Genomic DNA, 13,981 nt, shown 5'->3' with positions numbered 1-13,981 from the left:
TAAAGAAAATTTAAACATTAAGCTTTATAACTAAAATAAGATAGTGAACTTTTACCAAACTTTCTAGTTTTTTCTAAACTAAATTTTCCTAAAATTTTTGGAATTTCAAGTTTTGATTCATGCTCTATTATAATTTTGAAAATATTACTATTTTCAATTGCTTCAATCATTCTAAAAGATTTATCATAAACATCTTCCATTCCATCTCTGAAATCAAAAGGAGGATCTACATATAAAACAATTTCTTCTTTAGAATTTTTTAAAAAATCTAAAATAAGAGGAGTTTGAACAAATGTATTTCCTTGAATAGTTTGACACTTTTCAATATTTATACTTTTGCAATTTTTAACTAAAATTGAGTAAGATTTTTTGTCAAGCTCAATAAAATAAGCTCTTTTTGCACCACGACTAATTGCTTCAAGCCCAATAGAACCACTACCAGCGAATGATTCTATAAATATCTTATCAATAATATCAAACTGTAAAACATTAAATACAGATTCTTTTAAAACTGCTTTTGAACTTCTTGTTACATCCAAAGATGGTAAGTTTAAAACTTTACCTTTGTATGCTCCTGCTATTATTTTTGTTGTTGGTTTTATTGTTGTTGGTTTTGTTATCTGTTTCGTTTCATTCATTTTTTGCCTTTATTCTCGATTACCTAGCATAGCTTTCAGCTCTAATTTCTCTTATTACATTTATTTTGATTTCACCAGGATATTGAACTTTTTCTTCTATCTCTTTTGCTATTTCAGTTGCAAGAAGTACGGCTTCATCATCATTTACAAGTTTTGCATTTACTATAACTCGCACTTCTCGTCCTGCATTTATAGCGTATGCATTTGTTACTCCAATTTTACTTGTAGTTATATTTTCAATCTCTTCAACTCTTTTTAGGAAACTCTCTAAAACTTCTCTTCTTGCTCCTGGTCTTGCAGCGCTTAAAGCATCTGCTGCACAAACAGCTGCACTTTCAACATTTATTGGTTCTTCGTGACCATGATGAGCGTAAATTGCATTTATAACAGTTTCACATTCTCCATATCTTTTGCAAATTTCTGCACCTAAATCAACATGGCTTCCAGGTGCTTCATGAGTTAAAGCTTTTCCAATATCATGCATAATTCCAGCACGACGTGCAAGTATTGCATCTCCACCCATTTGAGATGCAATAAGACCTGCTAGATGAGCAACTTCAAGAGTATGAGCTAAAGCATTTTGTCCATAACTTGCTCTGTATCTTAATCTTCCAACAAGTTTTATAAGCTCTGGATGCATAGATTTTATTCCAAGCTCCATAACAACATCTTCACCTTCTTTTTGTATCTTTTTATCAAATTCAGTTTTTACTTTGTTATAAATCTCTTCAATTCTTGCAGGTTGAATTCTTCCATCTTCGAGTAATTCTTGAATTGTTCTTGTAGCAATTGCTCTTCTATATAAATTGAAAGAGGAAACAGTAATAGTATTTGGAGTATCATCTATTATAATATCAACTCCTAAAAGCATCTCAAGAGCTTTTATATTTCTTCCTTCTTTACCAATAATTTTACCTTTTGTCTCTTCATCATTTAAAGGAATATTATTTATAAGTCGCTCCGCTGCAAACTCTCCTGCATATCTTGTAACTGCTTGAGATAAAATATTATTTACCTCTTGTTTTGAGCTTTGTTCTGCTAATTTATATTTTTTTCTAAAGATTGAAGCAATTTCAGCTCTTGAATCCTCTTTTACTTTTTCAAGCATTAGCTCTTTCGCTTCACTTTTTGTAAGTCCACTAGCATTTTCCAATATTTTTATAGCTTCAAAAGTTTTCTGTTCATAAGTTCTTTTTTGCTCTTCAATACCATCTTTTAATATTGCAATTTTTCTATTGTTTTCGCTAATTTCCTCTTTTTGAGCTTTAATAAGTCTTAATTCGCTTTCAAGATGCTCATTTAACTCTTTTTCCTTCTTTTCAATCTTAAAAAGCATATTTTCATACTCTTTTCTAGCACTTTTAAACTCTCTATCACACTCAAATTTTGCTTTTAATTGGGCATCTTTTAAAGAAACCTCTGCTTCGTGCTCTATAACTCTAGCTTTTGCCTTTGCTTGTTCAATAAAAACTTCAAACTTGGCTTTATTTATCTTCTTTGAAATAAAAACTGTAACAATTGAACTAAAAGCCCCAAATGCAACAGATATTAATAAAATCTCCATTTTAACCTATCCCGTAATTATATAATCTGCTTCAATATCGTAATTATCACTTAAAATTTCTTTACTTTTACAAAGTTCAAGTTGTATAAAAACTATTTTTGGTCTGTATTTTAATCTATAAAAAAATCTATCATACATACCTTTACCAAACCCGATTCTTTTGTTTAAAACATCAATTCCAACAATAGGAACTACTGCTAAGTCAATCTTATTTGGTTTTAAAAAAGAGTTTGTAGGCTCTTTTATATTAAACTTTTTTTTATGAAGTGGTAATCTATACTTTACTATTTTAAAACTATCATCTTCCATAAATGGTACATAAACTATTTTTTTTTCTTTTCTTAACTCATTAATTAAAAGTGTTGTATCTACTTCCATATCAAGTGGGATATACAACAAAATATTTTTTGCATCACTGTTTCGTATAATACTCTTTAATTTTTGAATAACTCTCTTATTTTTTGAGTATTTTGAAAAAAGTGCCACATATTTTAATCTTTTAATACATGATTGTCGAAAATCACTTTTGTGATTTGTGTTCATTTAAGCCTCACTTAGGTAAAATCTCTACCTAAAAAACAATTTTATCTAAAGGAATTAAAATGAAGTTTAAAACTTTAGCAATTTTAACTATTTTACCAATTTTATTTTTTGCTGCTTGTGATTCAAAAAGTGATAAAAATCAAAAAACTACAATAAATAGTACTGAAAAGCAATTTAGTCTAAATACAATTAATAACTTACAAATAAATATATCTTTAAATCAAGATAAGATAATTTTAAAAGATACAAATGATAAAATAGTTTTATTAAACTTTTTTACAACTTGGTGTCCAGCTTGTAAGGTTGAAATTTCAAATTTAGTTCAAATTCAAGAAGCCTATAAAAATGATATTGTTGTAGTTGGAATTTTGCTTGAAGAGTTTAAAACAAATGATGAGTTAAATGAGTTACTGAAATCTTACAATATAAACTATACAGTAACAAACTCAAGTGAAGCTTTTGATTTGGCAAAATCATTGGGTGGAATTAAAGCGATTCCTACTACTTTTTTGATAGATAAACATGGAACATTTTTCCAAAAATATACAGGTTTAGTTCCAAATGAGATGTTAGAAATTGATATTAAAAAGCTTTTGGAAAAATAGGATAAAAAATGTTTAACTTTCTTAAAAAAAATAAAGAGAATCAAGTTGTTGAAAATAAAGAAGAGGGTGAGAATTTTTTTTCAAAAGCTTTTAGCAAAACTTTTGCTTCAATAAAAAGTGTAGTACCTCAAAAAAAAGAGAAAATATCTTTTGAAGAGATAGAAGAGATTTTAATAGAAGCAGATGTTGAGTATGAAATTATAGAAAAAGCTATGAATGGTTTACCCTCTATGATTTCAAGAAAAGAGTTAAGACATAGACTTGTAATGCTTTTTGAGCATGCTCCAGATGTTGATTTTTCAAATATTTCAAAACCTTATGTGAGATTGATAATTGGTGTAAATGGTGCTGGAAAAACTACAACTATAGCAAAGTTAGCTGCTAAGTTAAAAAAAGAGGGACAAAGTGTAATTTTAGGAGCGGGAGATACTTTTAGAGCTGCAGCAATAGAGCAACTTAGTTCTTGGGCTACTAAACTTGATATTCCAATTATAAAAACAAAACAAGGTCATGATTCAAGCGCTGTTGCTTACGACACAATTAGCTCTGCAATTGCTAGAAATATTGATAATGTTATTATTGATACAGCAGGAAGACTTCAAACGCAATCAAACTTAAATAATGAGTTAAAAAAGATAGTAAAAGTTTGTGAGAAAGCTTTAGAAAATAGAACATATCAAAAGCTAATGATTTTAGATGGAACTCAAGGAAATAGTGCAATTGCTCAAGCAAAAGCTTTTAATGAAATTGTAGGAATAGATGGTATTATTGTAACAAAACTTGACGGAACGGCGAAAGGTGGTGCACTATTTTCAATATCAAATCAGCTTGAGCTTCCTATTTTTTATATAGGTGTTGGTGAAAAACAAGATGATTTAATAGAATTTAGCCCAGATTATTTTGTAGATAGTTTGCTTGATGAGATTTATATTAAAGATTAATAGAAGAGGGAAATATGAAAAGAAGAACTAAAAATTTTGTTGAAGATATATTGATTATCATTGGTGTATTGTTTGTTTTGTATTTAATCTATTTTTTTGTTTTTTCAAAAGATAATGATTTATCATTGGAAACAATAACAAAAGATACAAAAGTAGAAATTGAAACAAAAGATTCAAAAGTATTTGTTGAAGAAAGTGGTTTTTTATCTAAAATCTATGAAGATATAAAAACTAAATTATTTCAAGATAACAGTGAGGAAGTTTTAATTGTCAAAAAAGTAGAAGATGAAAATAAAGAAGAGAGTACAAAAAATATCTATCTTTCTCAAAGAGCTGAAATATTATCAAAGCAAGAAGAGAGAGTAAAAGATTTAAATACTCAAGAGCAAACTACTAAAAATGAAGAAAATATCTCTACAGATAATACAAATACTGAAGTTTTGAAACAAGAAGAGATAAAAGATAAAGTTGTTGAAAGTATAGTTGAGGAAAGAGTTGAAAATAAATTATCTACTGAGACAAAACAAGAAGAACCAGTACAGCAAATTAAAGATGATGAGCATAAAGATGAAACTATTTTGATTGAGCCAAAAACTACTTTAGAAACAAAAGCTTTAGAAGATGTAAAAACAGATGAGAATAGTGAAGAAGCTCATCATGAAGTATCAAATATTGATGATTTTTTTAATAAATTTGACAAAAAGGTTTATAGCAATATAGACAGAAGTTTTGATAAAACAACTTTTAAAAGAGGTGAATTTGTAAATATTAGAGTAACTATTTTGAAAGATGGAAGTTATGAAAAATTAACTTTTTTAAATGGAAATAGTGATTATTTTAATAAAGTAAAGCCACAAATAGAAGAGATTTTTCCTCTAAAAATTGAAGAAAATCTAAAAACGCATTTTCCTAGATATTATAGAATGAAGATAGATTTTTAAGTCTACCTTCATTTTTTAATTATTGAAACTCTATTCCATATTTTTCTAAAAGATTAACCCAAACAATACTATTTCCATCTTTATCAAATAGTGCTGGAGTTCCTTGCACATTTAAACTTATTCCTAAATTAATATGTTCTTCAAGCTTTTTCTCTAGTTTTTCTAATTCATTTTTAGAGTATTTTGCATTTTTTACTTTACTTAAATTATCTCCAATATTAAACTCAAACATTGCATTAATTTTTTCATCTCTTGTTTTTTTACTCATAATGTATATGCTTAAATCTTTTGCATTTTCATGAAAATCTAAAGGAAAGAAAAATACTTTTATTTTTACTTTATCTTTTATTTGAGGCAAAAATGTTTCAAATTTTTTACAATATGAACACTCTGGGTCTGTAAAAAGAATATACTCATCTTTTCCATTTCCATAAGTAAATGCCTCTTTATCTTTTAATATAGCTAAGTTTACAGGAGCTTTTATTTGCATACCTGTTGTTGTGTTTATAACAGCACCTGAGATAAGATAGTTTTTATCTTTTGTTAGAAAAATTTCATCTTTATTTCCTTGAACAACTATTGAAAGAAGATATAAACTTCCTATATCGTAAGCTTTTTCAACTTTTATACCAGCTTTTTTAAATATTTCTAAACTTTCAAACTCTAATATTTGTTTGTTTGTTAGCTCTTTTTCTTTTGCTTCTAGAGTTAAAACTAGAAACAAAGATAGAAATATTACATTTTTTAATATTCTAAACATTCTTTTCCTTAAAATTTTTTTGCAATTCTTGCTAAAATTTGGTTAATAGTTGATAAATTATAAGATTAAGATTTTAACTAGATATGTTGTAACAAACGATATTAAAATTCCATAACCAACTATTGCAGAACTTAGTCTTGGTGCAAGTCCAGCCATTGTTGCTATTGCACCTGCTGTTATCATTGGAGCCATAGCAGCTTCAAGAATTGATACAGTTCCTGCTAGATTATTCCATCCAAAAATTTTACAAACAATAATTGCAATAATTGGAGCAAAAATAAGTTTTACAAAAAGTGCCACACTAAATGGTTTTATATCCTCTTTTGGAAGTCTAAGTTGTAGTTGAAGTCCAGCTGCTACAAGTGCAACTGGAACAGTTGTTAGGGCAAAAGCTTCTAAGACTTTTGTAATTGTAGGATTAAACTCAATACCAACAAAAAATAGTGCAAGAATCAAACATAAAAATGGTGGAAATGTTAAAACTTTTATAGTTATTAGTTTAAAAGTTACTTTTGTTTTACTTGTATAAAGTGACACTATAAATGTTCCATATATTGCAAATGCCAAGAAAGTTCCTAGTTGGTCATAAACTAGTAAATATGGCATAAAATTATCATTTGGTAAATAAGTATCAAGAAGTGGAATCCCCAAAAATGAGCTATTTGTCAAAATAGCAACTAGCATTAAGCTTCCAGTTACCTCTTTACTAAAATCAAAAACCTTTGATAAAAAAAGTATTAAAAAAGCACTTAATGTCATAACAATCCAAGCAACAATTGCAGGAATCATAAGCTCAAGCGAAAAGCTAATTTTAGGAATTTGTAAAAGAATAATTGCAGGATATGATACATAAAGTACAAATTTATTTAAAGCAAGTGATCCATCTCTTTGCATTATATTTAAACGGTTTAGCATATATCCTAAGAATAGGGCAAATAAAATCAATAATATATTTTCCAAAATAGACCTTCTAGTATAAGTAAATTAGAACTTTATCATAATATGATTTAATTGTTAAATACAGAGATTAAGATAGTTTTTGATACATTCACATTTGAAATAATTTTAAAAGGATATATATATGAAAAAAGTTTTAATTGTAAATGGACATCAATATTATGATGTAGTAGCACGTGGTGAATTAACAAAAAAATATATAGATAAAGCAACAAAGTTTTTTTTAGATAATGGTTTTGAAGTAAAATATACAAATATTGAAAATGGTTATAAAATAGAAGAAGAGTGTGAAAAATTCGAGTGGGCTGATGCTGTATTATTTCAATATCCTGTTTATTGGATGGGAGTTCCTTGGATTACAAAAAAATATTTTGATGAGACTTTTACTCAAGGAAAACACTATGAAAGCGATGGAAGAAGTAGAAGTGATGAGAGTAAAACTTATGGAAGTGGAGGACTTTTAAAAGGTAAAAAGTATATGTTAAGTATCACTTATAACTGTCCAAAAAGTGAATTTAATAATCCAAATGGTTTTTTTGATGGATTATCGCTAGATGAAGCAAATATTGCTACTCATAAAACATTTCAATTTATTGGACTTGAAGCTTTAAAAACTTACTCTGTTCATGATATTTTTAAAGGTGATTTGGATCTAAATAAAGAGTTAATTAAATTTGAAGAGACTTTAAAAGATAATTTTTTATAAAATTACAAAAATACATTAATAGAAAAAATATGGAAAAAACATTTATGGAAGCTATGGATTTTAGACATGCTTGTAAAATATTTGATGAAACAAAAAAGATTAGAAGTGATGATTTAAATTTTATTTTAGAAGCTGGAAGAAAATCTCCTAGTTCATTTGGTCAAGAGCCTTGGAAATTTTTGGTTATTACAAATCCTGAATTAAAAGCAAAAATTAGACCTTTTTGTTGGGATCAGCCACAAGTTACAACTTGTTCACATTTAGTTGTTATTTTAGCAGCAATTGAAAGTACAAAACCAAGTTCAAGTGAAGTTTTAAGAAAGTTTAATAGAAGAGGAATGCCTCAAGATATGGTAGATGCGTATATTAAAAAATATACAAGTCACTTAGAAGATACTTTTAGTAGTGATGAAAAAACTCTTGCTTGGACATCAAGACAAACATATATTGCAATGGCAAATATGATGACAGCTGCTGCTGTTAAAGGAATTGACTCTTGTCCTATTGAAGGATTTGAAAAAGAGAATGTTGAAAAAGTTTTAAACTTAAATACAAAAGAGTATCAACTTTCTGTAATTGTTCCTTTTGGATACAGAATAAAAGAGCAAAGTACACAAATAAGAGATAAATTTGAAGATATTGTTGAATTTATAAACTAAGTAATAAAATGTTAATATATATCAAAATTTAAAAAATTATTTAAGGGCTTAAAAAGATGCTAAGTATTAGTGATATTGAAAACTGGCTTAGAGATTATGGTATAAGCAACTATCATATATCAGAAGATTTTTATGTTTCTGTCCAAGGAAATGTAAATCTAAGTGAGAAATTAAAAGGTCAAAAACTTCCTATTAAGTTTGATAGAATAGATGGATATTTTGATATAAGCAACAATGAATTACCTAGTCTTGAAGGGTGTCCAAAAATTGTAATGAAAGATTTTAATTGTTCATACAATAAATTAACTTCGCTATTTGATTGTCCTGTTGAAGTTGGTGATTTTGATTGTTCTCATAATAATTTAAAAAACTTATCATATGGACCAAAAGAGGTAAAAGGTTTTTATGATTGCTCTTTCAATGAACTAACTTCAATAAAAGCAAGCCCACGTACAGTAAAAGGTCATTTTAAGTGTAATAATAATCGTCTAACTACACTTGAAGGTGGACCAAAAAGTATTGATACATATTTTGATTGTTCAAATAATATTATTGAAAGATTAATTGGTGGACCAATTTCAGTAAAAGAGGATTATCTTTGTCATACAAATAGAATAACTGATTTAGATGGAGTTGCAGATGAAATAGGAGGAGATTTAGTAACAGATATTAAACTAAATATTACTTCAAAATTTGAAGAGGATGGGCAGTTTTATAGATATAAAGGAAGTGAAGCTGTTTCTCATATTTACAGACCAGTAGTTGCTTTAACAAACAATGAAGACATACAAGCATGGCTTGATAAGTTTGATATAAAAGGTACTACAATATTGCCTGATAACTCTGTTGATGTTCACGGTGATGTTAAATTGTCAAATAGACTTCCAAACCTTTCTAAATTACCTATAAATTTTAATTATGTAGATGGAGATTTTGATATAAGTGAAAATGAGTTAGTTTCTCTAGAAGGAAGTCCTACAAGGGTTGGTGGAAGTTTTTTTGCTCATAAAAATGAATTAAACTCACTTCGTGGAGGTCCAAAAGAAGTTAAAGGAAGTTTTGTAATATTACACAACAATATAACATCACTTCAAAACTCTCCAACTATTGTAAAAGATGATTATATATGCTCTCACAATCCTTTAAGAACTTTAGAAGGTGTAAATTCAGTTCAAGGATACGTTTTTACAGGAGTTTATATTCCAAGACTTAAGTGTCAAAAGTATAACTATAAAGGAATTACAACTTATAAATATCCAGGTGATGCTGTTATGAAATATTTAGATGAAGAGTATATTTCATTAACAGATGAAGAAAAAGCATTTGAAAGCACTAAAAAGAATTTAGAGAAAGTTATCAAAAAAATGCTAAATGCAAATACTCTCACAAAAGAGATGATAACAGATAACTTAATCAAAAATCTTACAAAATATCAGCTTGATCAATTAAAAACAAAAGTTTTATGGATAAAAAATCCACCAAATGAAGATAATAGCGATATTATAAGCGAAGATGATATTATGAAATTGGCTTTTGAAAGAGAGCTGTAAGCTCTTTTAAGCCATAAAACTTATTTTTTGGATATAATCGCCAAATTAAAATTAAAAAATCACAAAAAAATTAAAATAGTTAAATAAAAATGGAGAAGTTGTAATATGGTTCAAATAGTTAATTTAAAAAAATCTTTCGGAGCAAGAGTTCTTTTTGCTGAGATAAATCTAAAACTTGATACTGGTAAAAGATATGGTTTGATTGGTGCTAACGGTGCTGGTAAAACAACATTTCTAAAAGTTCTTTCAGGACAAGAAGATGCAACTGAAGGAGAAGTACAAATTCAAAATGGAAAAAAAGTAGGGGTTTTATCTCAAAATCAATTTGCTTTTGAAAACTTTACTCTTTTTGATACAGTTCTAATGGGAAATAAAAGACTTTTTGATGCTATAAAAGAGAAAGAAGAGTTGTATTTAAGTCCTGAATTTACTGATGAAGTAAACAATAGATTAGCAGAGCTTGAAATTATTTGTTGTGAAGAAGACCCAACTTATGAATATGATATTAAAGTTACAAAAATTTTGGAAGATTTAGGTTTTCCAGCTTCTACTCAACAAAATCTTATGAGTACATTAACAGGTGGAGATAAAGTTAAAATACTTTTAGCACAGGTTTTATATCCAAAACCAGATATTTTATTTTTAGATGAGCCTACAAATAACTTAGATATTGATACTATTGGTTGGCTTGAAAATCAACTACAACACCATGATGGAACAATGGTTGTAATTTCTCATGATAGACACTTTTTAAATGCTGTTTGTACAAATATTTTAGATGTTGATTTCAAAAAAATAAGAGAATTTAGTGGAACTTATGATGATTGGTATATAGCTTCAACATTAATTGCAAAACAACAACAAACAGATGTAAGTAAAAAACAAAAAGAGAAAGAAGAGCTTGAAAAATTTATTACTAGATTTAGTGCAAATGCTTCAAAAGCAAAACAAGCAACTTCAAGACAAAAACAACTTGATAAATTAGATATTCAAGCTATTGAAGTATCAAGTAGAAGAGATCCATCTATTATTTTTAGACAAAAAAGAGAGGTTGGAAAAGAGCTTTTAACTGTTAAAAATATCTCAAAATCTTATGGAGATAAAGTTGTTTTAAATGATATTTCATTTACTCTTGAAAAAGGTGATAAAATTGCATTAATAGGACCAAATGGAGTTGGAAAAACAACACTTTGTGAAATATTAATAGGTAATTTACAATCTGATAGTGGAGAAGTTTTATGGGGAGCAACTATTCAAAACTCTTATTTTCCGCAAAATACAACAGATTTTATACATGGCGATATGACTTTATATGACTGGTTAAGAGGTCTTGATAGAGATGCTGATATTGGAGAGATTAGAAATTGTCTTGGAAGAATGCTATTTAATGGTCAAGAGCAGGAGAAAAAAGTAGATTCTTGTTCTGGTGGTGAAAAACACAGAATGATGCTATCAAAAATTATGTTAGAACAAGGAAATTTTTTAGTTCTTGATGAACCAACAAATCACCTTGACCTTGAAGCTATTATTGCTTTAGGTGAAGGTTTACATCAATATGCTGGTTCAGTTATTTGTGTATCTCATGATAGAGAGTTACTTGATGCTTATGCAAATAGAATTATTGAAATTCAAGCTGATGGCTCAATTTTAGACTTCAAAGGAAGTTATGAAGAGTTTATGGAATCTAAATCAGTTTAATTAAGTAAAAAGGCTTTTTTTAGCCTTTTTATCCTTTTGCATGTCTTGATGACATTCTAAAATCTTTTCTTTTTAAAGCATCGTTGTATCTTCTTTTATCATCTTCAGTTACAAGTTCTAATTTAGGAACAGGTACTGGTTTTCCATCTTCATCAACAGCAATCATAGTAAAATAGCAAACATTTGTATTTTTCATAGTGTGATCTTTTATATCTTCTGATATGACTTTTATACCTATTTCCATAGATGTTCTTCCTGTATAGTTTACTGAAGCATGAAAAGTTACCAAAGAGCCAATTTTAACTGGATTTTTAAATAGTACCATATCAACAGAAAGTGTAACAGCATAGTGACCAGAATATCTAGCAGCACAAGCATATGCAACTTGATCAAGCATTTTTAAAATTTCACCACCGTGTACATTTTTCCCAGAAAAATTTGCTTTTTCTGGAGTCATTAGCATAGTCATTGTTACGGTTTTTTCTCTTTTTATCTCTTCATTCATCTTTTATACCTTAAAATATTTTTGATATTGTATTTTATTGAATTAATCTTATTCAATAGTTTTATTTTATTCTATTTCATAATTTTTTTTAAGTAAAGGAGAAAAAGTAACACAAAATCACTCATAGCCTTTTGCTATGAGTGAATAAATTTAGAAACTTTCCCATTCGTCATTACTTGAACTACTTGTTATCTCTTTTGTAGAGTTAATATTTGGTTTTGAAGCTTTGATTATTTTTTTAGGTTCTGAGGCAATTATATGTTCTTTTACCTCTTTTTTTATTCCTATATCTTTTGCTTTTACCTCATTTTTCCCTTCAAACTCTTTTTGGTTTGCATCTTGAACTATTAGTTTTGCTATCTCATCTGTACTTAGAGCAATATCATGTGATTGACTAGCTACCATTGCATTTTGTTGTGTTTGTTGGTCAAGTTGATTTACTGCATCATTTATTTGTTCAATTCCAAGAAGTTGCTCTTTACTTGCATTTTCAATATCAGATATTAGGTTCATTGTTGAAGATATATTATTATTTAGGTTTTTATATCCATCAATCATATTTGTAGCTATAGTTTTACCTTCATTTGCTTTTACTGTTGCTCTTTCAACAATACCTTTTATCTCACGTGCCGCTTCTGCGCTTCTTGTTGCAAGATTTCTTACTTCTTGAGCAACAACTGCAAATCCTTTTCCAGCTTCTCCTGCAGTTGCTGCTTCAACAGCTGCATTTAGGCTTAAAATATTTGTTTGAAATGCTATTTGATCAATTACACTAATTGATTCATTTACTAAATTTACTTGTGTATTTATCTCATCCATTGCAGTTGTTGTTTGATTTGCCATTGCTTGACCTTCACTTACTGCTTTTGTAACACCATTTGAAAGCATAGACATTTTTGCAATACTTTCCGTATTATTTCTAATATTACTAGTTATCTCTTCAAGTGCTGCTGCTGTCTCTTCTAGTGAAGCTGCTGCTTCATTTGAGCTTAGGTTTAGTTTATTTACATTAAATAGAAGCATTTTTGAGCTCTCTTCTAGTGTAAGACCATTTGATTTATTTTCTACTAACATATTATTTATAATATTTGAAAGATTATTTATTCCACTTGCAACTTTTCCATTATCATTATCTATTTTTACTCTAAAATCAAGTTTAGAGAAACTATCTAATACATTTACAACTTTGTTTATATCAGAGCAAACATTTGATTTAGTAACTTCAAGCATTTCATTGAAGTTTCTTTTTAACTCTTCTAACTCATCATTTATAGTTGATTTTTCTATTTTTGAATTTAAATTACCAGCTTTTACCTGATTTACAACTTTTTTTACTTCTTCAATTAGAGCATTGTCTTGATTTATTAAATCTTGTGTTTTTTGAATATTTTGGTTTATTACTTTTGCCATTGTTCCAAATTCATCTTTTCCATCAAGAGTTATTAATTCTACATTTGAACTCTCTTTGTTTGAAAAAGCAAAAAAACTCAAAAGACCATTTTGGAAAATATTAATACTAGATACAATATTTCTAGTAATTAGCTGTATAGTTACTAATATACTTAAAATTGTTATTAATAAAATAGTTATTATAAAATTTGTAGTACTTGAGACTGTTTTGTTTAACTCTTCTCGAATTTCTATATTTCTTTCAAGATTTCTCTCTTGCCATTTTAGTAAAGCAGCTTTTAGTGGTCTCCACTCTTTTGTTGAAAGAGTATTATCTTCCTTTGTTAAGGCTTCACTATTTTTTAATTTTTCAATTATTTTACTCAACTTTCGCACATAAAACCTAACTGTTTTTTAGTGTAAACCCTTAGCATTAAGATGATTTGTTCTAAATCTTTATTTCTCTTGACAATTTTTTGGACTTGAACTAGTTGTTCTAATATTTTTAAAAACAGTTCCATTGAA

General features: G+C 27.9%; 14 protein-coding genes. 7 read left to right on the top strand and 7 right to left on the bottom strand.

Annotated elements, in window-relative coordinates; translation table 11 throughout:
- Positions 1 to 17 precede the first annotated feature (17 nt).
- Genes rsmD through CJ670_RS06000 form a run of 3 tightly spaced genes read right to left on the bottom strand, consistent with a single transcriptional unit; the run spans position 18 to position 2,745 of the window.
- Complete coding sequence (rsmD, locus tag CJ670_RS06010; protein ID WP_105939262.1) at positions 18 to 638, bottom strand: 16S rRNA (guanine(966)-N(2))-methyltransferase RsmD; 621 nt, start codon at positions 636 to 638, stop codon at positions 18 to 20.
- Positions 639 to 657: 19 nt separating this feature from the next.
- Positions 658 to 2,202: a ribonuclease Y gene (rny, locus tag CJ670_RS06005; protein ID WP_105939261.1), complete on the bottom strand. Its 1,545-nt coding sequence runs from the start codon at positions 2,200 to 2,202 to the stop codon at positions 658 to 660.
- 6 nt (positions 2,203 to 2,208) lie between these two features.
- Entirely contained in the window at positions 2,209 to 2,745 is a 537-nt protein-coding gene (locus CJ670_RS06000; RefSeq protein WP_105939260.1) for a 5-formyltetrahydrofolate cyclo-ligase, read from the bottom strand.
- Between the two features lie 59 nt (positions 2,746 to 2,804).
- Between CJ670_RS06000 and CJ670_RS05995 the strand changes: the two genes are divergently transcribed.
- From CJ670_RS05995 to CJ670_RS05985, 3 genes are read left to right on the top strand one after another with little or no spacing between them, the layout of a single operon-like run.
- Positions 2,805 to 3,350 (top strand): TlpA family protein disulfide reductase, encoded by a 546-nt coding sequence (locus CJ670_RS05995; protein ID WP_105912087.1) that lies wholly within the window; start codon positions 2,805 to 2,807, stop codon positions 3,348 to 3,350.
- A gap of 8 nt (positions 3,351 to 3,358) precedes the next feature.
- The gene (ftsY, locus tag CJ670_RS05990; protein ID WP_105939259.1) at positions 3,359 to 4,291 is read left to right on the top strand and encodes a signal recognition particle-docking protein FtsY; all 933 of its coding nucleotides are present in this window, start codon (positions 3,359 to 3,361) and stop codon (positions 4,289 to 4,291) included.
- Between the two features lie 14 nt (positions 4,292 to 4,305).
- Entirely contained in the window at positions 4,306 to 5,232 is a 927-nt protein-coding gene (locus CJ670_RS05985) for a hypothetical protein (RefSeq protein ID WP_105939258.1), read from the top strand.
- A 19-nt stretch (positions 5,233 to 5,251) separates the two neighbouring features.
- Here the strand turns inward: CJ670_RS05985 and CJ670_RS05980 are convergent, their stop codons facing one another.
- Entirely contained in the window at positions 5,252 to 5,992 is a 741-nt protein-coding gene (locus tag CJ670_RS05980) for a thioredoxin fold domain-containing protein (protein WP_105912090.1), read from the bottom strand.
- A gap of 57 nt (positions 5,993 to 6,049) precedes the next feature.
- Positions 6,050 to 6,952: an AEC family transporter gene (locus CJ670_RS05975; protein WP_105939257.1), complete on the bottom strand. Its 903-nt coding sequence runs from the start codon at positions 6,950 to 6,952 to the stop codon at positions 6,050 to 6,052.
- 121 nt (positions 6,953 to 7,073) lie between these two features.
- Here CJ670_RS05975 and CJ670_RS05970 point away from each other — a divergent pair, with 121 nt between their 5' ends.
- From CJ670_RS05970 to abc-f, 4 genes are all read left to right on the top strand, one after another.
- Positions 7,074 to 7,655 (top strand): NAD(P)H-dependent oxidoreductase, encoded by a 582-nt coding sequence (locus tag CJ670_RS05970; RefSeq protein WP_105939256.1) that lies wholly within the window; start codon positions 7,074 to 7,076, stop codon positions 7,653 to 7,655.
- Positions 7,656 to 7,684: 29 nt separating this feature from the next.
- On the top strand, positions 7,685 to 8,314 hold the full coding sequence (locus CJ670_RS05965) for an NAD(P)H-dependent oxidoreductase (protein WP_105939255.1): 630 nt from the start codon (positions 7,685 to 7,687) through the stop codon (positions 8,312 to 8,314).
- Between the two features lie 56 nt (positions 8,315 to 8,370).
- Positions 8,371 to 9,864, top strand: a complete 1,494-nt coding sequence (locus tag CJ670_RS05960; protein ID WP_105939254.1) for a hypothetical protein — start codon at positions 8,371 to 8,373, stop codon at positions 9,862 to 9,864.
- A 105-nt stretch (positions 9,865 to 9,969) separates the two neighbouring features.
- Complete coding sequence (gene abc-f, locus CJ670_RS05955; RefSeq protein WP_105939253.1) at positions 9,970 to 11,562, top strand: ribosomal protection-like ABC-F family protein; 1,593 nt, start codon at positions 9,970 to 9,972, stop codon at positions 11,560 to 11,562.
- Positions 11,563 to 11,590: 28 nt separating this feature from the next.
- Here the strand turns inward: abc-f and CJ670_RS05950 are convergent, their stop codons facing one another.
- Both CJ670_RS05950 and CJ670_RS05945 read right to left on the bottom strand, forming a co-directional pair.
- Positions 11,591 to 12,067: an acyl-CoA thioesterase gene (locus CJ670_RS05950; protein WP_105939252.1), complete on the bottom strand. Its 477-nt coding sequence runs from the start codon at positions 12,065 to 12,067 to the stop codon at positions 11,591 to 11,593.
- 150 nt (positions 12,068 to 12,217) lie between these two features.
- Positions 12,218 to 13,843, bottom strand: coding sequence for a methyl-accepting chemotaxis protein (locus CJ670_RS05945; protein WP_228154214.1), 1,626 nt, complete (start codon positions 13,841 to 13,843; stop codon positions 12,218 to 12,220).
- Positions 13,844 to 13,981: the final 138 nt, after the last annotated feature.

This window comes from Arcobacter cryaerophilus gv. crypticus (assembly GCF_002993025.1).
Classification (GTDB): domain Bacteria; phylum Campylobacterota; class Campylobacteria; order Campylobacterales; family Arcobacteraceae; genus Aliarcobacter; species Aliarcobacter cryaerophilus_B.
Note: the sequence above shows the minus strand (reverse complement) of the source record. Positions and strands in the feature narration are given on the sequence as shown.